Origin of the sequence: Sphingomonas sp. S6 (assembly GCF_043498045.1) — a bacterium.
Taxonomy (GTDB): Bacteria; Pseudomonadota; Alphaproteobacteria; order Sphingomonadales; family Sphingomonadaceae; genus Sphingomonas.
This window is the reverse complement of sequence record NZ_JBIEOE010000008.1, coordinates 14,296-31,327: the sequence shown is the minus strand read 5'-3', so window position 1 is coordinate 31,327 and position 17,032 is coordinate 14,296. Positions and strand designations below refer to the sequence as shown.

17 protein-coding genes and 1 riboswitch are annotated in these 17,032 nt (G+C 68.1%); of the genes, 9 read left to right on the top strand and 8 right to left on the bottom strand.

All coding sequences use genetic code 11. The features are described 5' to 3' along the window. Positions 1–50: 50 nt before the first annotated feature. The 5 genes from gcvPB to ACGVWT_RS13330 form a co-directional block, all read right to left on the bottom strand. The gene (gcvPB, locus tag ACGVWT_RS13350; protein WP_315460648.1) at positions 51–1,622 is read right to left on the bottom strand and encodes an aminomethyl-transferring glycine dehydrogenase subunit GcvPB; all 1,572 of its coding nucleotides are present in this window, start codon (positions 1,620–1,622) and stop codon (positions 51–53) included. Continuing rightward, positions 1,619–2,977, bottom strand: coding sequence for an aminomethyl-transferring glycine dehydrogenase subunit GcvPA (gene gcvPA / locus ACGVWT_RS13345; RefSeq protein ID WP_315460649.1), 1,359 nt, complete (start codon positions 2,975–2,977; stop codon positions 1,619–1,621). Before gcvPA ends, gcvPB begins: the two co-directional genes overlap by 4 nt. 107 nt (positions 2,978–3,084) lie before the next feature. Beyond that, positions 3,085–3,456, bottom strand: a complete 372-nt coding sequence (gene gcvH, locus ACGVWT_RS13340; RefSeq protein ID WP_017980040.1) for a glycine cleavage system protein GcvH — start codon at positions 3,454–3,456, stop codon at positions 3,085–3,087. A gap of 1 nt (position 3,457) precedes the next feature. Next, a complete protein-coding gene (gene gcvT, locus ACGVWT_RS13335; protein WP_315460650.1) occupies positions 3,458–4,666 on the bottom strand; it encodes a glycine cleavage system aminomethyltransferase GcvT in 1,209 nt (402 codons plus the stop codon). Between the two features lie 162 nt (positions 4,667–4,828). Next, positions 4,829–4,920: riboswitch (glycine riboswitch) on the bottom strand. 252 nt (positions 4,921–5,172) lie between these two features. Continuing rightward, positions 5,173–5,772 (bottom strand): hypothetical protein, encoded by a 600-nt coding sequence (locus ACGVWT_RS13330; protein ID WP_116460515.1) that lies wholly within the window; start codon positions 5,770–5,772, stop codon positions 5,173–5,175. 152 nt (positions 5,773–5,924) lie between these two features. On the opposite strand from ACGVWT_RS13330, the gene ispH reads away from it, so the two are divergent. From ispH to rnhA, 3 genes are all read left to right on the top strand, one after another. After that, the gene (ispH, locus tag ACGVWT_RS13325; protein ID WP_315460651.1) at positions 5,925–6,905 is read left to right on the top strand and encodes a 4-hydroxy-3-methylbut-2-enyl diphosphate reductase; all 981 of its coding nucleotides are present in this window, start codon (positions 5,925–5,927) and stop codon (positions 6,903–6,905) included. Between the two features lie 126 nt (positions 6,906–7,031). Further along, positions 7,032–7,985 carry a homoserine kinase gene (thrB, locus tag ACGVWT_RS13320; RefSeq protein ID WP_315460652.1) on the top strand — a complete coding sequence of 318 codons (954 nt, stop codon included), beginning with the start codon at positions 7,032–7,034 and terminating at the stop codon, positions 7,983–7,985. After that, a complete protein-coding gene (gene rnhA / locus ACGVWT_RS13315; protein WP_315460653.1) occupies positions 7,982–8,437 on the top strand; it encodes a ribonuclease HI in 456 nt (151 codons plus the stop codon). Before thrB ends, rnhA begins: the two co-directional genes overlap by 4 nt. Positions 8,438–8,494: 57 nt before the next feature. Here the strand turns inward: rnhA and ACGVWT_RS13310 are convergent, their stop codons facing one another. The 3 genes from ACGVWT_RS13310 to ACGVWT_RS13300 are packed head-to-tail and all read right to left on the bottom strand — an operon-like array spanning position 8,495 to position 10,757. Further along, positions 8,495–8,668 carry a DUF1508 domain-containing protein gene (locus tag ACGVWT_RS13310; protein ID WP_315460654.1) on the bottom strand — a complete coding sequence of 58 codons (174 nt, stop codon included), beginning with the start codon at positions 8,666–8,668 and terminating at the stop codon, positions 8,495–8,497. 53 nt (positions 8,669–8,721) lie between these two features. After that, positions 8,722–9,801 carry an FAD-binding oxidoreductase gene (locus tag ACGVWT_RS13305; RefSeq protein ID WP_315460655.1) on the bottom strand — a complete coding sequence of 360 codons (1,080 nt, stop codon included), beginning with the start codon at positions 9,799–9,801 and terminating at the stop codon, positions 8,722–8,724. Continuing rightward, a complete protein-coding gene (locus ACGVWT_RS13300) occupies positions 9,798–10,757 on the bottom strand; it encodes an alpha/beta fold hydrolase (RefSeq protein WP_315460656.1) in 960 nt (319 codons plus the stop codon). The genes ACGVWT_RS13305 and ACGVWT_RS13300 overlap by 4 nt, the downstream gene beginning before the upstream one ends. A gap of 81 nt (positions 10,758–10,838) precedes the next feature. Between ACGVWT_RS13300 and ACGVWT_RS13295 the strand changes: the two genes are divergently transcribed. The 6 genes from ACGVWT_RS13295 to ACGVWT_RS13270 all read left to right on the top strand — a co-directional run bounded on the left by ACGVWT_RS13295 (position 10,839) and on the right by ACGVWT_RS13270 (position 17,017). Beyond that, entirely contained in the window at positions 10,839–11,348 is a 510-nt protein-coding gene (locus ACGVWT_RS13295) for a prepilin peptidase (protein ID WP_315461015.1), read from the top strand. Positions 11,349–11,410: 62 nt separating this feature from the next. Then, on the top strand, positions 11,411–12,457 hold the full coding sequence (cpaB, locus tag ACGVWT_RS13290) for a Flp pilus assembly protein CpaB (protein WP_315460657.1): 1,047 nt from the start codon (positions 11,411–11,413) through the stop codon (positions 12,455–12,457). Between the two features lies 1 nt (position 12,458). Beyond that, positions 12,459–14,066 carry a type II and III secretion system protein family protein gene (locus ACGVWT_RS13285; RefSeq protein WP_315460658.1) on the top strand — a complete coding sequence of 536 codons (1,608 nt, stop codon included), beginning with the start codon at positions 12,459–12,461 and terminating at the stop codon, positions 14,064–14,066. A 17-nt stretch (positions 14,067–14,083) separates the two neighbouring features. After that, on the top strand, positions 14,084–14,743 hold the full coding sequence (locus ACGVWT_RS13280; protein WP_394426740.1) for a CpaD family pilus assembly protein: 660 nt from the start codon (positions 14,084–14,086) through the stop codon (positions 14,741–14,743). Between the two features lies 1 nt (position 14,744). After that, positions 14,745–16,022: a pilus assembly protein CpaE gene (locus ACGVWT_RS13275; RefSeq protein ID WP_315460660.1), complete on the top strand. Its 1,278-nt coding sequence runs from the start codon at positions 14,745–14,747 to the stop codon at positions 16,020–16,022. A 20-nt stretch (positions 16,023–16,042) separates the two neighbouring features. After that, positions 16,043–17,017, top strand: a complete 975-nt coding sequence (locus ACGVWT_RS13270; RefSeq protein ID WP_315460661.1) for a type II secretion system F family protein — start codon at positions 16,043–16,045, stop codon at positions 17,015–17,017. The last annotated feature ends 15 nt before the right edge of the window (positions 17,018–17,032 follow it).

The following is a 17,032-nucleotide window of genomic DNA, read 5'->3' as shown; positions in this document are numbered from 1 at the left end:
TTCGGGCGAAGGGTAGCGAGGGCAAGGGCCTGACGGAAGAGGAGAAGCCGTTACTCCGCCGCCGCGGCCAGCGGCTGCTCCTTCCACACCAGCACTGGCTTGCGCGCCGCCAGCGTCTCGTCGAGACGGGCCCGGGGCGCGAAGTGCGGCGCGGTCTTCAGGCTGGCATCGCCCGCCTTCGCCCGCTCCGCCACGCTGCGCAGCGCACCGATGAACTGGTCGAGCGCCGCCTTCGATTCGGTCTCGGTCGGCTCCACCAGCATCGCGCCATGGACGACGAGCGGGAAGTAGACCGTCATCGGGTGGAAGCCCTCGTCGATCAGCCCCTTGGCGACGTCGAGCGTCGAGAAGCCGTCGGCAAGGTTGGCGTCGCTGAAGATCGCCTCATGCATGCACGGCCCCGCCTTCGCGAACGGCGCGTCGAGCGTGCCCTCCAGGCTGCGCAGCACGTAATTGGCGTTGAGCACCGCGTCTTCGGCGACCTGCTTCAGGCCGTCGGCACCATGGCTGAGGATATAGGTCAGCGCCCGGGTGAACATGCCCATCTGGCCGTGGAACGCGGTCATCCGCCCGAACGTGTCGGGATGGTCGTCGCCCGCGGTCTCTTCCTCGATCAGCTGGATATGACCGTCGGCCATCCGCGCGGTGAAGGGCAGCGGCCCGAACGGCGCCAGCGCTTCGGACAGCACCACCGGCCCAGACCCCGGCCCGCCGCCGCCGTGCGGCGTCGAGAAGGTCTTGTGCAGGTTGATGTGCATCGCATCGACGCCAAGGTCACCCGGACGCACCCGCCCGACGATCGCGTTGAAGTTCGCGCCGTCGCAATAGACGTAGCCACCCGCCGCATGCACCGCGTCAGAGATGCGCTTCAGGTCGCGTTCGAACAGGCCGCAGGTGTTGGGGTTGGTGATCATCACCGCTGCCACGTCCGGCCCCAGCCGCGCTTCCAGCGCCGCGGTGTCGATGCGGCCATCCGGCGTCGCCGGAATGTCCTCGACGGTGAAGCCCGCAAAGGCGGCGGTCGCCGGATTGGTGCCGTGCGCCGATTCCGGCACCAGCACGACCTTGCGATGGCCTTCGCCGCGCTTTTCCAGCGCCGCCTTGATGCACAGGATGCCGCACAGCTCGCCATGCGCGCCCGCCTTGGGGCTCATCGCAACGCCGTACATGCCGGTCAGCTTGATCAGCCACACCGCCAGTTCGTTGATGACGCCCAGCGCGCCCTGCACGGTGTCGACCGGCTGCAAGGGATGCACGTCGGCAAAGCCCGGCATCCGCGCGACGCGTTCGTTCAGGCGTGGATTGTGCTTCATCGTGCACGAACCGAGCGGGAACAGCCCCAGGTCGATCGCGTAATTCTGCCGACTGAGCCGCGTATAGTGGCGGATCGTTTCCGGCTCGGCGAGGCCCGGAAGTCCGATCGCGTCCTTACGCGTCAGGTTACCCAGCCGCGAGCCTGCGACGTCGCCCTCGGGAAAGTCGACGCCGGTCGTCTCGGTCGAGCCGATCTCGAAGATCAACGGCTCTTCCAGCATCAGCGCGCGATTTCCCGTGAAGGTCTGACCCGCCGCACCGTCGCGCGCGGTCATCTCGGGGCGCCAGCCGCTCTGGTTGATGCTCATGCCAGGACCTCCTCGAGTGCGGCGGCAAAGGTTTCGACGTCCTCCGCGGTCGTCGTTTCGGTGACCGCGACGATCAGCCCGTTGGCGAGGGCATCCTCGCCCGGATACAGCCGGCCGAGCGACACGCCCGCCAGGATGCCGCGATCGGCGAGCGTGCGCACGACGGGACGCGCTTCCTTCGGCAGCTTCAGCGTGAATTCGTTGAAGAAGCTCTGCGTCACCAGTTCGACGCCCGGCACCTTGGCCAGACGATCCGCCGCGCGGCACGCACCGGCATGGTTGATCGCCGCGAGCCGACGCAGCCCCGCTTCGCCGAGCAGCGTCATGTGGATCGAGAAGGCGAGCGCGCACAGCCCCGAATTGGTGCAGATGTTCGACGTCGCCTTTTCGCGACGGATGTGCTGTTCGCGCGTCGACAGCGTCAGCACGAAGCCACGCTTGCCGTCGGCGTCCACCGTCTCGCCGCAGAAGCGACCCGGCATCTGGCGGATGTACTTCTCCTTGCAGCCCATCAGGCCGACGTACGGACCGCCGAACTGGAGGCCGACGCCCAAGGACTGGCCTTCGCCAACGACGATATCGGCATCCATCTCGCCCGGCGAACGGATCGCGCCCATCGCGACCGGCTCGGTGACGACGGCGATCAGCAGCGCCTTGTTCTTGTGGCAGGCGTCAGCGAGCGGCGTCAGATCGGCGATGCGGCCCAGGATATCCGGATATTGCACGACGACGCACGACGTATCGCCGTCGATCTTCTCGATCAGCCGATCGATATCCATCTCGCCGGTCAGCCAAGGCGTCGTCGTGTCCAGCGTATCGCCGGTGTACTTTGCCATCGTTTTGGCGACGCTGACGTAATGCGGGTGCAGGCCGGCCGACAGGATCGCCTTGCCGCGCTTGGTGATGCGCCGCGCCATGCCGATCGCTTCCCAGCAGGCGGTCGAGCCATCGTACATCGACGCATTGGCGACGTCTGTGCCGAGCAGGCGCGCGACCTGCGTCTGGAACTCGAACAGCATCTGCAACGTGCCCTGCGCGATCTCGGGCTGATACGGCGTATAGGCAGTCAGGAACTCGCCGCGCTGGATCAGGTGATCGACCGTCGCGGGCACATGATGCCGATACGCGCCCGCGCCGAGGAAGAAGGGCACCTCGCCCGCAACCGTGTTCGCCCGCGCGAGCTTGGCCATATGCCGCTCGACCGCAAGTTCGGTGGCGTGATTGGGCAGGCCATGGACGGGCCCGTCGAGCCGGGCAGCCTCGGGCACGTCGACGAACAGGTCGTCGATGCTGGCGGCGCCGATGACGGACAGCATCGCCTCACGGTCGGTTTGGGTAAGCGGCAGGTAGCGCATCTATGATCCTTGGCGGAAAGCGTCACCCCAGCGAAGGCTGGGGTCTCCGTCCACAAGCGCGCGCCCGCGGCACGAGATGCCAGCATGCGCTGGCATGACGCTGATCTTTACAGCTTCGCGACGAACGCTTCGTAGGCGGTCTCGTCCATCAGCGTTTCCAGCTCCGACGGATCGCTCAGCGTGATCTTGAAGAACCAGCCCTCGCCCTCGGCGTCCGAATTGACGAGGCTGGGATCGTCGGCGAGCTGGCTGTTGCCTTCCAGCACGTTGCCCGACACCGGCGAATAGACGTCCGACGCCGCCTTCACCGATTCGACCACCGCTGCCTCGTCGCCCTTCGACAGCGCCTTGCCGTCTTCGGGAACGTCGACGAACACGATGTCGCCCAGCTGGCTCTGCGCATATTCCGAAATGCCGACCGTGCCGATGTCGCCATCGACGTCGACCCATTCGTGATCTTCGGTGAAGTAACGGCTCATCTCACTTGCCTCCTGCGCGGACATAGCGGTGGGGAACGAAGGGCATCGGGGTGACAATGCCCTCATGAATCTTGCCGCGCTGGACGAGGCGGACGGCGGTGCCGGCGCTCGCTAGGTCGGCGGGGATATAGGCCATCGCGATCGGCGCGCCGACACTGGGGGCGAAGCCGCCGCTGGTGACGCGGCCGATCACCGCGCCGTCGGCATCGACGACGCTCGCACCCTCGCGTACCGGCTGGCGCCCGGCGACCGACAGGCCGACGCGCTTCACCGCCGCACCGCTCTCGCGCTCGGCGAGGATGCGGGCCGCACCGGCGAAGTCACCCGCCTCGCGACGCCGCTTCGACAGCGCAAAGCCCAGGTCCGCCATCACCGGCGTCGTTTCGGGATCGAGGTCGTGGCCGTAGAGCGGCAGGCCGGCTTCGAGCCGCAGCGAATCGCGCGCACCCAGGCCGATCGGCTTCACCTCGGGCTGCTCGCACAGGGCATCGGCGAAGGCTGCAGCCGCCTCGGCCGGGATCGAAATCTCGACGCCATCTTCGCCCGTATAGCCCGAGCGGCTGATCCACAGCGCATGGCCGTTCCATTCGAACGCACCCGCGGTCATGAACACGAGGCGCTCGACACCCGGCACTAGCCGCGCGACCGCTTCGACCGCCTTCGGCCCCTGCACCGCGAGCAGCGCCTGCTCGTCCATCAGGTTGAGCGTCACGTCGTCGGGCAGCACGTCGAGCAGATAGGCGAGGTCGTCATATTTGGTCGCGCCGTTGACGACGACATAATGGCTCGCCTCGCCGAACGGATGCGCGCCTTCTGCCGGCAGCGTCGTCACCATCAAATCATCGAGGATGCCGCCCTCGTCGTTCAGCAGCAGCGAATAGCGGATCTTGGTCGGCGCCAGGCCGGCGATGTCGCCCGGCAGCACCGCTTCCAGCGCCTTGGCGATCGCCGCCGCATCCAGGCCGTCCCCGGTCAGCGTCACCTGCCCCATGTGGCTGACGTCGAACAGCCCGGCCGAGTCGCGCACCCACAGATGCTCGGCCATGATGCCTTCATACTGGACGGGCATTTCATAGCCGGCGAACGGCACCATGCGGCCGCCGCGGGCGCGGTGCCACGCGTCCAGAGGGAGGTGCAGGATGGCGGGTTCGTCGCCCTCTTCGATCCCATCGAGCGGGTCGGGCAGGGTTTCCGTCAGCGTCTCGCTCATCAACCGTCTCCAGATCAAGGCCACGCGACCGTTCCCGCGGGGGCGTACCCGCCGTCACGATCCGTCGAACCCCCTCTGTCACGGGAACCTGAGAGCTTTCGCCGGCACCGCCGGCTTACCCCTTCGGTGGCCCCTAGAAGGGGCGCTTTCCAGAGTATCGATAAGGCCTGCGCGGTCCGTTTGCCTGAGAGATTCCGGGGTGGTTGCTCCTTCGGCGGCCCCTTTCGTGAGGGGCTCTCTCCCGCGCATGCCCATGACGGTTCGCACCGCCATCGACATGCGCCGCTCTGGCGAGCGAGGCCGGTTTAGTCAATTGAGAAAGCGGCCGCTCGAGCCAAGTTGGGTGAGCGAGACGACCGCCCCATCTCCCCCGTCACCCCGGACGTGTTCCGGGGTCCACCGGGCCGCGGAGGAACCGCAAGCGGCGGGAAACATCCCCCTCGCCGCCGGTGAACCCCGGAACACGTCCGGGGGTGACGACGGTAAGGTGTAACCGCCCCGCCCTCTTACCGCTGCGCGTTATACTTCAGCTGGTCGTCGGTCAGCTGGAAGCCGACGAGCGCCTCGAACGTCGCGCGCAGCACGGCGCTGCGCACTTCGGGCTTGGTCAGCGGATCGACGGCGGCATCCTCGTCGCCCGCCTTGCGCTTCTTGGTGAGCTCCTCGCGCACCGATTCCGGCAGCGTCGCCGCGGCGCGGCCGATCGTGGTCGATGCCGTGCCGCTCGCCTGCGCGCGGGTCTGGCCGGCGTCGAAATGCACCGTCACCGTTCCCTTACGCTTCGCGGTCACCGCGGTGCCGCCGCGCACGATCGCGATATAATAGGGCAGCGTCACGTCGCGCGCCGCATCGGCGCGAGCGCGACGGGCGAGCACGTCGAAGGTGATCGTCGTGTTGATGTCGTCGCCCACGTCCGCGCAGGTGCCGCGGACGTGCGTCATGTTCGCGACGACGTCGATCGCATTCTCGTCGCGGCTGGTCGCCGGATCGAACAGTGTGATGTCGCCCGTGCCCGCCGCGACGCCCACCGTCGGGCAGGCCGAACGCACGGCGGTGATGCCGCCTTCCACGATCTCGCCCTTGCCCGCGCAACCGGACAGGATCAACGCGAGGGCGCAAAGGCCGATTGCCGGGGTTTTCACGAGGACGCGTACCTTTGTCGAACGAGCAGGACCAGCGCCGGCACGGGGCCGGCGTTGCGGCGCGCACCATAGGAACCGCCTTTCGCGCGCGCAAGCAATCGCGTAAGCGGCAGGACATGGCCTCCATCCCCGCAGACGCCGCCGCCGGCACCGCCCGGCTTCCGCTCGACCTGCTGATCGCCGCGCCGCGCGGCTTCTGCGCCGGGGTCGACCGCGCGATCCGCATCGTCGAACTCGCGATCGAAAAGCACGGCGCGCCCGTCTATGTCCGGCACGAGATCGTCCATAACAAGTTCGTCGTCGACACGTTGAAGGCGAAGGGCGCGATCTTCGTCGAGGAACTGGACCAGGTGCCCGACGGCGTGCCCGTCGTCTTCTCCGCGCATGGCGTACCCAAATCGGTGCCTGCCGCCGCCGAAGATCGTGGCCTGTCCTATCTCGACGCGACCTGCCCGTTGGTGTCGAAGGTGCATCGCCAGGCCGAACGGCTGGTCGATTCCGGCCGCCATATCGTCTTCATCGGCCATGCCGGCCACCCGGAGGTGATCGGCACGTTCGGTCAGGTGCCCGAAGGCGCAATGTCGCTGATCGAAACGGTCGCGGACGCCGAAGCCTTCACGCCGCCCGATCCCGCCAACCTCGCGTTCCTGACGCAGACGACGCTGTCGGTCGACGATACCGCCGCGGTCGTGGCGACGCTGCAGCGCCGCTTCCCGCTGATGCAGGCGCCGCGTGGCGAGGACATCTGCTATGCGACCTCGAACCGTCAGGCGGCGGTGAAGGCGATCGCCGGCCAGTGCGATGCGATGCTCGTGATCGGCGCGCCCAATTCGTCCAATTCCGTTCGCCTCGTCGAAGTGGCGGAGCGTGAGGGCATCCCCGCGCGTCTGATCCAGCGCGCCGCCGACCTCGACTGGTCGTTCCTCGACGGCGTCGGCACGCTCGGAATCACCGCCGGCGCATCGGCGCCCGAACAGCTCGTGCGCGAACTCGTCGACCTGCTCGCCACCCGTTACGACGTCACCGAGCGCGAGGAAGAGACGACGCGCGAGACGATCGCCTTCAAGCTGCCCCGGGGGCTGGAAGCGGCTGCCTAGCTGCCGGCACCCCCGTCGAATCGTCACCCCGGGCTTGACCCGGGGTCCCGCTTCTTCGATCCGCACCGTGTTCAAGCGGAACCTGGGTCAGGCCCGGGGTGGCGTTGAAGAAGGATCGGAAAGCCCATGGCCGTCTACACGCAGGTTTCCGCCGAGTCCCTCGACGCCTTCCTGCGCCGCTACGATGACGTCGGCGACCTCGTTTCTGCCAAGGGCATCGCCGAGGGGGTAGAGAACAGCAACTACCTCGTCGACACGACCACCTCGCGCTTCATCCTGACCCTGTACGAAAAGCGCGTCGACGCAGGCGACCTGCCCTTCTTCCTCGCCCTGCTCGATCACCTCGCCGCGCGCGGTCTGCCGGTGCCGCCGGCGCTCACCGACCGTGAGGGCGTCGCGATCCAGACGCTGGAAGGCCGCCCCGCCTGCCTGATCCGCTTCCTAACCGGCATCTCGCTCTCGCGCCCCACGCCGCAACAGGCGGTCACCGCTGGCGCCGCGCTCGGCCGGATGCACGGCGCGGTCGCCGACTTCGCCGGGCAGCGGCGCAATACGCTGGGGGTCGCCGACTGGCGGCCGTTGCTCGACCGCTGCGGCCGCGACCTCGACGCGATCGCCCCCGGCCTCCACGCCCGCATCGACACCGCGCTCGCGGAGGTCGAGACCGCCTGGCCCCGCGACCTCGCGACCAGCGTCATCCATGCCGACCTGTTTCCCGACAATGTGCTGATGCTGGGCGACCAGGTTACCGGACTCATCGATTTCTATTTCGCCTGCAACGACATCCGCGCCTATGACGTCGCGGTGATGCACACCTCCTGGGCCTTCGATTCCAACGGTGCACCGCTCGATGGCGTCGGCTCCGCGGTGCTCGCCGGTTACGACGCGGCATTCGGCCTGTCTGCCGACGAGCGCGCCGCGCTGCCCGTACTGGCCAAGGGCGCGTGCATCCGGTTCCTGCTGACCCGCGCGTGGGACTGGCTCAACACCCCGGCCGATGCGCTGGTGACGCGCAAGGACCCACTCGCTTATCTGCGCCGCCTCGACTGGTATGACGCGCATCCGGAGGCTTTCGCATGACCGAACCGCAACTCGTCGAGATCGCCACCGATGGCGCGTGCAAGGGCAATCCGGGCCCCGGCGGCTGGGGCGCGCTGCTGCGCTTCGGCACCCACGAAAAGGAGCTGTCGGGCGGCGAGACGCTCACCACGAACAATCGCATGGAGCTGACCGCCGTGATCGAGGCGTTGCGCGTCCTCACCCGCCCGTGCCGCATCCGCCTGTCGACCGACAGCAAATATGTGATGGACGGCCTGACCCGCTGGATTCACGGCTGGCGCAAGAACGGCTGGCGCACCGCCGACAAGAAGCCGGTGAAGAATGCCGAACTGTGGCAGGCGCTGTTCGCCGAAACGCAGAAGCACGAGATCGAGTGGGTGTGGGTGAAGGGCCACGCCGGCCACCCCGACAACGAACGCGTCGACAAGCTCGCGAGCGATGCCGCTTTGGCAGCGAGCCGCCCGGCAAGCTGACGCCATATCGCCCGCCACCCCGACCGCAGAGCCGGGGCGACGGCAACAGGCTGGCCGTCAGTCCTCCAGCACCTCGGCGGCCGGACCGTTCTTCAGGATCGAGGCGATCGCGTTGCGCGCCGAGGCACGGCTTTCATAGCCCTCGGTCCACCAGATCAATTCGTTGTTGAACTTGAACTTGGCGACGAACTCGCCCGCCTTGTTCTTCTCGATCACGAACCTGTGCGCCACGACGACACTCCCGCTGATACGATGCGCAGGGCCATAGCAAAGAATCGGCCCCGCTAGAAGCGCGTCGGCGCGTACCGCTCAGGGTCTACGCCCACCAGCCAGTCGGGCAGGCTGCGCCCCAGCAACAGGCTCGCCGCCAGCGAAGCCGCTGCGGGCGCGGTCTGGATGCCGAAGCCGCCCTGGCCGGCGCACCAGAAAAAGCCGGGTACGTCGCGATCGAAGCCATACACCGGCAAACGGTCGGGTGCGAAGCTGCGCAGCCCCGCCCAGCGCCGCTCGACCGCATCGACGCGCCAGTCGACAACGCCCTCGAACCGTTCGATCGCGATGGCGACGTCCATCTCGTCGGCCGCGGCGTCACTTGGGTCAGTCGGCGTCTCGTCGTGCGGGGTCAGCCACAGCCGCCCGCCCGCCTCCGGCTTGAAGTAGAAGCGCCCGCCGATATCCTTGACGTGCGGCATCGCCGACGGTGCGGCGGGATCGGTGCGCAGCTGCACCATCGTCCGGCGATAGGGGGCAATGCCGAGCGGCCGAGCGCCCGCCCGCGCCGCCACTGCATCCGCCCACGCTCCTGCCGCATTCACCAATATGCGGGCACGATATGGGCCGGCCGCCGTCTCGATCGTCCACACGCCGTCCGTGCGATGGGCCGCGATCAGTCCGGCCCGCGTCACGATCTCGCCGCCCATCCGCCGGACGATACCAAGGTACGCAAGGTGCAGGGCGGCGACGTCGATATACGCGCAGCTCGGTTCGATCACGCCCAGCGTCCAGTCGGCACGCAGCCCCGGCACGTACTCGCGCGGATCGACCCGCGCCAGCCGGACCGGCGTATCGGCGAAGGCGGCGAGCAGCGCGTCGATCGCGCCCGCATCCGCGGCGCGCCCGATATGCAGCGACCCCAGCGGCGTCAGCGCGTCATGCGCGCGCAAGCCCGCCTCCGACGCGCTGGTCAGCGGCTGGATGCCCGGCCCGCCATAGGTTTCCGACCAGAACGCCGCCGACCGACCCGTCGCATGGTATCCAGGCTGATCCTCCGCCTCGAGCAGCAGCACGCGGGCATCGCGCCCGATCGCCGCGGCAAGGCTCGCGCCGGCGATACCTGCACCGACGATGGCAATGTCATGGATCATGCCACCAGCCGTTTGGCGAGGAAGGCATCGATCAGGCGATAGGCCCGCAGCCGCACCCCATCTGCCTCGCGCAGGATCTCATGCGCCGATTCGGGCCCGAACCGCACCAGCTCGACATCGGGCAGCCGCCCGGCGAGCCGCACCGCGGCGGCGGGATCGACCAGACCATCCTCGTCGGCGACGAGCATCAGGATCGGCGTCGTCAGCGTAGCGAGCCGGGGATCGGCCTGCAACCGTGCGCCCGACGCGAATGCCTCGGCCACCCAGCCCCAGCTCGGCGGCCCCAGCCGCAGCGCCGGATCGCGCGCATACCAATAGGCCTCGTCCGCATAGCGTTCGCCCGAATGCGTCAGCAGCCGCTCGCGATGTCCCGCGGAGGCCGCATCGCCACGCACCTTCCACGCCGCCCGCGTCGGATCGAGCCGTGCCAGCGCTCGCGCCAGCAGCGCGCCCAGCCGGTTGCCGATCGGCGATCGGATGCCGACCATCGGCGCGACCAGCACCGCCGCGTCGGGGTCGACCCGCCCCTCGATCAGCGCCCGCAACACCAGATGCCCGCCCATCGAATGGCCGAGCAGCGCCACCGGCGTATCCGCGTCCGCCCGCCATGCGCGCCAGAAATGGCCGAGGTCCTCGACCCAGGGCGCAAAGCTCGCGGCATGGCCGACGTGCGGATCGGCGCACAGCCGACCCGACCCACCCTGCCCGCGCCAGTCGAACGCGGTCACCGACCAACCGCGATCATGCAGCCACCCCATCGTCTCGACGAATTTCTCGATGATGTCGGCACGCCCGCCCTGCACCAATATGCGTCCGCGTGGGGCGGGATGCGTCCAGTCGAACCGCCGATGGCGCCAGCCGTCGGGCGCCACCCATTCGGACAGGCGCGCATCCGCAGGCCAGTCGCGGCGCAGCGCATCGGGATCGGGGGATACGGTCGTGCTGGCAGCGGTCATGCCGATGGAGTCATGCAAATCGGGGTCATCGCCATCATGGTTACGGTTTGGCAAGCCATGCCGTCTACCAGTGATCGCGTGATGGGATGGAACGCTTTCGCGATCATCGGACTCGCCGTGGTCCTGGCCGCGCTGCTGCTGGCGGCGGGAATCGAGGATGCGCGCACCCGCGAGATCGCCAATGGCAAGAATGCGGCGATCGCACTGCTCGCACCCTTGTGGTGGTGGGCCCTGGGGTTGGGCTGCACCGACGTCGGCGTGCAGTTGCTCGTCGCCGCGATCGTCTTCGGGGTGTTCGTCGGCGCGTTTGCCGCCGGCTGGATGGGCGGCGGCGACGTCAAGATGATTGCCGCCATCTCGCTGTGGCTGCCGCTCGGCAGCCTCGTCGACATGCTGATGGTGATGGCGGTGCTGGGCGGCGCGATCACCGTGCTGATGATGATCGACCAGCGCCGCCGCCGCGCCTTCGGCACGATCGAAGTGCCGTATGGCGTCGCCATCGCGGCCGCCGCGCTGCTGGTGCTGCCGGCGATCCTGCCGATCGACGGTCCTGTGCCGGCCGCGGCCCACGTGGCGCAAACCCGATCTTAACCACTCCGCTGCAATGATTACCGTCGGATCAACCACCGGCGACCTGAAAGGCCCGATGAGACATGGATAGTCGCAAGATCGTTTTGCTGGTGGGCGCGCTGTTCGTGGCCGGCATTACGGCATTCTTCGCTCGCACGCTCATCGCCGGGTCCGCGGCACCGCAGGCGGCTGCCATGGGCACCACGCCGCCACCGCCGCCGGTCAGCGGCCCCGAAGTGCTGGTCGCGACGCGCGCACTGCCCGTCGGCACCATCCTCGATGCGACGGCGCTGAAGTTTCAGCCCTGGCCCAAGGAACTGGTTGACGGCGCGTATTATCTGAAGCCGACGACGGACATTACCAAGCTGCAAGGCACGGTCGTGCGCAACGCGATCACCGCAGGCCAGCCGCTCACCAAGGGCGCGCTCGTCTCGCCGGGGGATCGCGGCTTTCTGGCAGCGGCGCTCGGCCCCGGCATGCGGGCGGTTACCGTCTCCGTGTCGAATCAGGCTGCGGTCGCGGGCTTCGTCTTTCCGGGCGACCGGATCGACCTGGTCCTGACGCAGACCGTCGCGGGCGGTGGCGACGGCCCGCCGCTCAAGGTGTCTGAAACGATCATGCGCAACGTCCGCGTGCTCGCCACCGACCAGCGCACCGACAATGTCGTGGGCGAGGACGGCAAGACCAAGGTCAGCACCTATTCCACCGTGACGCTGGAGGCGACGCCCAAGATGGCCGAGCAGGTCGCCGTCGCCCGCACGATCGGCGAACTGTCGCTGTCGCTGCGCGCACTGGCCGACAATCCCAGTGAACTCGAAGAAGCGATCGCCAATGGCGCAGTGAAGGTGCCGGGTGATGCGAAGGGCGAAAAGGCGATGATGCTGCGCGTCGCCGCCCAACCGCAGAGCGGCAGCTCCAGCTTTGCCACTGGCGCCGATGTGTCGCGCTACCAGCGCAGCACGGTGCCGACCGGCAAGGGCAATGGCCCCGCACCGGTCCAGGGCGTGGCCCTGCCGGGTGCAGGAATGCCGGGTGCGGCAGCGGCGGGCACCGCCGTCGCCATGGGACCCGTCGTGCGCGTTGCGCGCGGCAATAACGTGACCGTCGTTCCGGTCGGGGGGAAGAATTAAGATGCGCACCACCGTATCTGCCGACGCACGCCGGCGCACCGCGCCGACGCGCACGGCATCGCTCGGACTGGCGCTGGGCCTCGTGCTCGCGGCCGGCACCCTCGGCGGCAGCGCCGATGCGCGCCTGCCCGCCGGCGGCGCCAGCGTGGCCGGATCGTCGATCGTGCAGGTCAACACCGGCCGCGGCCGGCTGGTGACGCTGCCCCGCGCGATGAGCGACGTGTTCGTCGCCGACGAAACCATCGCCGACGTGCAGGTCCGCTCGCCGACCCAGCTCTATATCTACGGCAAGAAGACCGGCGAGACGACGATCTCCGCCACCGCCAAGGGCGGCGCGGTCGTCTATGCGACCACGGTCCGCGTCGGCCACAACCTCGATTCGATCGGCACGATGCTGCGCCTGGCGATGCCCGATGCGCAGCTGACCGCGACGCCGATGAACGGCCTGGTCCTGCTCACCGGCACGGTTGCCGGGCCCGGTGATGCCGCCGAGGCGGAACGCCTCGTCCAGGCCTATGTCGGCGATACGACCAAGGTGCTCTCGCGCCTGCGCACCGCCACACCGCTGCAGATCAACCTGCAGGTCCGCGTGGCGGAGGTCAGCCGTAACTTCATCAAGAACGTCGGCGTCAACTGGCAGACCAATGACGGCACCAGCGGCTTCAAATTCGGCCTGGCGCAGGGACGCGGCGCCAGCACTACCTTCGCGCCGAGCGGCCCGCTGGGGACGGGGTTCACCACCCCCGCCCCTAATAGCAGCGTCATCACCCAGGCTGCGAACAGTGCGACGCTGGGCCTCGCCAGCAAGCTCTTCGGCATCGACGTGATCGGCGCCCTCGATCTGGGCGAAACGACAGGTCAGGTGACGACGCTCGCCAACCCGAACCTCACCGCTCTGTCCGGCGAGACCGCGACCTTCCTCGCGGGCGGCGAAGTGCCGGTGCCGGTCGCGGGCGGCTTCGGCACGACCTCGGTCGAATATAAGCAATATGGCGTCAGCCTGGCCTATACGCCCACGGTGCTGTCGGACGGGCGCATCTCTCTGCGCGTCCGGCCCGAAGTGTCGCAGCTCGATTACGCCAATGCCGTTCAGCTCAACGGCACGCGCGTGCCCGGCCTCACCACCCGCCGCGTCGAAACGACGCTGGAACTGGGATCGGGCCAGAGCATGATGATCGGCGGCCTGCTGCAGAACGGCCACAACAACACGATCCAGAAAACGCCGTTCCTCGGCGATCTGCCGATCATCGGCTCGTTGTTCCGGTCGAACGGCTTTCAGCGCAACGAGACCGAACTGGTCATCATCATCACGCCGTATCTGGTGAAGCCGGTGAACAGCCTGTCGCAGATCGCGATGCCGACCGACGGCTATCGGGCACCGACCGATGCCGAGCGGCTGCTGCTCGGGCAATTGTCCGGCACGCCGGGCGGCCCGCGGCCGGGGCCGGTGATGGTGCCGGGATCGCCGATGGCGGTGTCGCCGACGATCGGAGCCGCCGCGGCGGTGCCGGTCGGCGGAACGCCCGCCCCTGGTTCGCGCACCACCGCCGATCCGCGCGCGACCGTGCGCAGGGCCGGCGCTGCGCCCGTCCCCGGCTTTTCCAACTGATGGCTTGTTCCAAGGACATGGCTGCGATGACCAAGCGTTCGATCCTCCCTGCCACGCTGCGCGCGACGCTCGCCGCGCCGGCCTTGCTGCTCGGCGGCTGCATGGGCACGCAGAATCCGGGCATGACCTCGGTGCATCAGCCCGTCGTCTCCCGGCAGGACTATGCGCTCGACGTCGCCACCGCGGGCGGGCGGCTCGCCCCCAGTGAAGCGCGCCGCCTGTCGGACTGGATGAACACCATGCATCTGGGCTTCGGCGATCGCGTCGGCATCGATGCCGGCGGCCCGATGCCGGTCGCGGCGCGCGACGAGGTCGCCGCCGTGGTCGCCAGCTATGGCCTGCTGCTGTCGGACGATCACCCCGTCACCGCCGCCCCGGTCACGCCCGGAACGGTCCGCGTCGTGGTCAGCCGCATGCACGCCCGCGTCCCGGGCTGCCCCGACTGGAGCCGCGACGCGTCGCACGAATTCGACGCCAATACCTCGTCGAACTTCGGCTGTGCGGTGAACACCAACTTGGCCGCCATGGTCGCCCGTCCGGGCGATCTGGTCCGCGGCGTCGACCACGATCCGATCAGCGATCCGGTGCTCACCACCAAGGCGATCGATGCCTATCGCAAGAAACCGGCGACCGGCGCAGGCGCGCTGGAGCAGGTCAGCGCCAAGGGGGGCAATTGATATGAACGCGCCGTGGAAACCGGCCGGCATCGTCAGCCGCGATCCCTTCGCCGCTTATGTCTGCGACGATGCCAGCGCCGAAGCGCTGCGCCCGATCGCGGGCGACATGGGCTGGTCGATCGACAAGGTCTACAAGGGCGGCCTGCGCAACGCGGTGCAGTCGCTATCGGTCTCGGCAAGCCCGCAGATCCTGTTCGTCGACCTCGCCGAATCGGGCGATCCGCTCAACGATATCAACGCGCTGGCCGAAGTGTGCGAGCCCGGCACGGTGGTGATCGCCGCCGGTCAGGTGAACGACGTGCGCCTGTATCGCGATCTGATCGCGAGCGGCATCCAGGACTATCTGCTCAAGCCCTTGCAGCCCGATGCGCTGCGCGAATCGCTGGGCCACGCCCATGCGATGCTCAACGCTCCCAAGCCGATCGAGGCGAGCCTGGACCGGCCGCACAGCGCGATCGCCGTGATCGGCACGCGCGGAGGCGTCGGTGCGTCGACGATCGCGACCTCGCTCGCGTGGCTGGTCAGCGACAAGGAAAAGCGAACGACCGCGCTGCTCGACCTCGACGTGCATTTCGGCACCGGCGCGCTGACGCTCGACCTCGAACCCGGCCGCGGCCTCACCGACGCGATCGAAAATCCCAGCCGCATCGACGGCCTGTTCATCGAACGCGCGATGGTGAAGGCCAGCGAAAAGCTCGCGGTTCTGTCCGCCGAAGCGCCGATCAACACGCCGCTCATGACCGACGGCACCGCCTTCCTCCAGTTGCAGGAAGAGATGCGCGCCGCGTTCGAAGCGACCGTGGTCGATCTGCCGCGCAGCATGCTGATTCTCTACCCCCACCTCATCCGCGACACGCAGTCGATGGTCGTGGTGACGGAGCTGACGCTCGCCGCCGCGCGCGACACGATCCGGCTGCTGTCCTGGCTGAAGGCCAATGCGCCGCAGACGCAGGTGACCGTCGTCGCCAATCGCGTCCACGCCGCCGGTCAGCTCGAAATCAGCCGCAAGGATTTCGAAGGGTCGATCGAACGCAAGATCGATTTCCTGATCCCGTTCGACCAGAAGCTCGCGGCACAGGCGGCCAAGCTCGGCAAGCCGCTGGCCGAGGCCGGCAAGAACTCCCGCACGATCGCACCGATCATCGCGCTGACCCGCCATGTGCTCAACGCCGCCGACGACATGGTCGTGGGCGACGATGACGGCGGCACCGGCAAGCCCAAGAGCAAGTCCCTGCTCGGCGGCATGTCGGCGATGCTGTCGAAGCGCAGCAAGAAATAACGTCGGGCAAGGGCGCCGCGATGGATCTGTTCCCCCTTGTGATGCTGGGTCTGGGCGCGTCGATCGCGCTGGGCATGGTCGTGTTCGTGTTCGCCGGCCCCTCGCCGCAACGCGCGCAGGCGCGGCGCATCGCCGCGATGCGCGAACGACACGGCGACAGCGGCGTCGTCGCCGATGCGCAGATGCGGCGGATCGCGGCGGGGCGCGAACAGACACGGTCCGACATAGCCTTCGGCCGCCTGCTGCCCAACCCCGAACAGCTTGCCAAGCGGCTGGCGATGACCGGCCACGACTGGACGGTCGGCCAATATGGCATGGTCAGCGCCGGGCTGGTCGCCGCCATGACCGCTTTATTGTGTCTGAAGGGCGCGCCGGTGCTGCTCGCGCTCCTGTTCGGCCTCGCGGTCGGCGCAGGCATACCGCATTGGCTCGTCGGCCAGTTCATCAAGCGCCGTATCGCGAAATTCACCGCCAAATTCCCCGACGCGATCGAATTGCTCGTCCGCGGCCTGCGCTCAGGCTTGCCCGTCAGCGAGACGATCCAGGTCGTCGGCAACGAAGTGGAAGGCCCCGTCGGCGAGGAATTCCGCATGGTCGCCGACAAGATGAAGATCGGCAAGTCGATGGACGCGGCGTTGCAGGACACCGCGGATCGGCTCGGCACGCCCGAATTCCAGTTCTTCGTCATCACCATCGCGATCCAGCGCGAAACCGGCGGCAACCTTGCCGAAACGCTCGCCAATCTCGCGACCGTGCTGCGTCAGCGCGGCCAGATGAAGCTCAAGATCCGCGCGATGTCGTCGGAATCGAAGGCGTCGGCCTATATCGTCGGCTCGCTGCCCTTCATCGTCTTCACGATGATCTGGTTCATCAACACCAGCTATATGCAGAACTTCTTCGTCGACCCGCGTCTCATCATCACCGGCCTCGGCGGCCTGCTGTGGATGGGAATCGGCGTGTTCATCATGGCCAAGATGGTCAGCTTCGAAATCTGACGGCGGGAACGGGTA

Bases quoted from the DNA above. Each gene is read 5' to 3' on its own strand.
- gcvPB (WP_315460648.1), bottom strand. From the start codon at position 1,622: ATGAGCATCAACCAGAGCGGCTGGCGCCCCGAGATGACCGCGCGCGAC.
- gcvPA (WP_315460649.1), bottom strand. From the start codon at position 2,977: ATGCGCTACCTGCCGCTTACCCAAACCGACCGTGAGGCGATGCTGTCC.
- gcvH (WP_017980040.1), bottom strand. From the start codon at position 3,456: ATGAGCCGTTACTTCACCGAAGATCACGAATGGGTCGACGTCGATGGC.
- gcvT (WP_315460650.1), bottom strand. From the start codon at position 4,666: ATGAGCGAGACGCTGACGGAAACCCTGCCCGACCCGCTCGATGGGATC.
- ispH (WP_315460651.1), top strand. From the start codon at position 5,925: ATGGCCTCCATCCCCGCAGACGCCGCCGCCGGCACCGCCCGGCTTCCG.
- thrB (WP_315460652.1), top strand. From the start codon at position 7,032: ATGGCCGTCTACACGCAGGTTTCCGCCGAGTCCCTCGACGCCTTCCTG.
- rnhA (WP_315460653.1), top strand. From the start codon at position 7,982: ATGACCGAACCGCAACTCGTCGAGATCGCCACCGATGGCGCGTGCAAG.
- ACGVWT_RS13305 (WP_315460655.1), bottom strand. From the start codon at position 9,801: ATGATCCATGACATTGCCATCGTCGGTGCAGGTATCGCCGGCGCGAGC.
- ACGVWT_RS13300 (WP_315460656.1), bottom strand. From the start codon at position 10,757: ATGACCGCTGCCAGCACGACCGTATCCCCCGATCCCGATGCGCTGCGC.
- ACGVWT_RS13295 (WP_315461015.1), top strand. From the start codon at position 10,839: ATGGGATGGAACGCTTTCGCGATCATCGGACTCGCCGTGGTCCTGGCC.
- cpaB (WP_315460657.1), top strand. From the start codon at position 11,411: ATGGATAGTCGCAAGATCGTTTTGCTGGTGGGCGCGCTGTTCGTGGCC.
- ACGVWT_RS13285 (WP_315460658.1), top strand. From the start codon at position 12,459: ATGCGCACCACCGTATCTGCCGACGCACGCCGGCGCACCGCGCCGACG.
- ACGVWT_RS13280 (WP_394426740.1), top strand. From the start codon at position 14,084: ATGGCTGCGATGACCAAGCGTTCGATCCTCCCTGCCACGCTGCGCGCG.
- ACGVWT_RS13275 (WP_315460660.1), top strand. From the start codon at position 14,745: ATGAACGCGCCGTGGAAACCGGCCGGCATCGTCAGCCGCGATCCCTTC.
- ACGVWT_RS13270 (WP_315460661.1), top strand. From the start codon at position 16,043: ATGGATCTGTTCCCCCTTGTGATGCTGGGTCTGGGCGCGTCGATCGCG.